Origin of the sequence: Aureimonas sp. ME7 (assembly GCF_903970965.1) — a bacterium.
GTDB lineage: Bacteria > Pseudomonadota > Alphaproteobacteria > Rhizobiales > Rhizobiaceae > Aureimonas.
This window is the reverse complement of the sequence record NZ_CAJCKW010000041.1, coordinates 1-1,248: the sequence shown is the minus strand read 5'-3', so window position 1 is coordinate 1,248 and position 1,248 is coordinate 1. Positions and strand designations below refer to the sequence as shown.

The following is a 1,248-nucleotide window of genomic DNA, read 5'->3' as shown; positions in this document are numbered from 1 at the left end:
TCGTCGGCTTGACCTGCCACCCGTTCCTGGACTGTTTGGCCGGCCGTCATCGAGCTTCGACCGGCGGCGGCGGGCCATGTGCCGCTGACCGGTTCACCAGCGATATCGGCGGTTTGTTGCCGATGGCGCTCTGGGGTCGCACATCGTTGTAGTTTCTACGCCAAGCCTCGCATTTGCGCACCGCGTCGTCGAAGCTCATGAACCAGGGCTGGTTCACACATTCTGCCCGGAACTTGCCGTTGAACGACTTGGGTGTTGGCGTTGTCCGTCGGCTTTCCGGGCCGGGAGAAGTCGAGCACGACACCGCGGGTATAGGCCCACAGGTCCAGCTCGCGCGAGACGAACTCGCTTCCCTGGTCGACCCGGATCGATGCGCGATAGCCCACCTCGCCGCAGACGCGTTCGAGCACGTCCACGACATCTGGAGCCCGGAAGCTGAAGCGTGGCATCACCGCCGGCGAGAACCGACGGAGCGTATCCACGACGGTCAGGATCCGCAGCTTCGGTCCCGTCGCAAGCTGGTCATGGACAAGGTCCATGGCCCACACTTCGTTCGAACAGGGCGCCTCGCAACGGCCTTCGCGAAGCTTCGCCTTCACCCGTCGCTTGGGCGGTCTGTGCCGCAGTTGCAGACCCATCTCCTGTAAAGACGATCGATCCGCTTGGCGTTCACGTCCCAGCCCTCCCGTCGAAGCAGCACATGGATACGACGGCAGCCGTATCGCACGCGCGTCTGAAGCGATCTCTTCCACGCGCTTCTTCAGATCGGCCTGATCGGCGCGGCGCCCACGATAGTGGTAGCTCGACCGCTCCACCCGAAGCCCGCCGCAAGCCCGCCGAATGCTGACCTGCCATGTGCTCCTGACGTCGTCGACGAGCCGCCGGCGCCGGTCAGGCCTCAGAGCTTTCGCAAGACGACTTGCCTGGCAGCATCGCCTTGTCGAGGCTGAGGTCCGCGACCAGCCGCTTCAGCTTGGCGTTCTCTTCCTCGAGCTGGCGCAGGCGCCGCATCCCGGACGCCATGAGCCCTGCGTACTTCTTGCGCCAGGCGTAGAACGTCGCCTCGCTGATCCCGGTCTTGCGGCACACCTCGCCGACGTTCGTCCCGTCCTCGGCCTGCTTCAGCACGAACGCGATCTGCGCCTCGGAGAACTGCGACCTCTTCGTTCCTCACTCCTGTTTCCGGCCCTCCTCCATAACTGGAATTTTCCAGCTCCAAACAGTCCAGGAAACGGGTGGCAGGTCAAA

At 64.1% G+C, this 1,248-nt stretch carries 1 pseudogene; it reads right to left on the bottom strand.

Annotated features, from left to right (window positions below):
* Positions 1–46 precede the first annotated feature (46 nt).
* Positions 47–1,137: pseudogene (locus H7A85_RS20620) on the bottom strand (IS3 family transposase).
* Positions 1,138–1,248 lie beyond the last annotated feature (111 nt).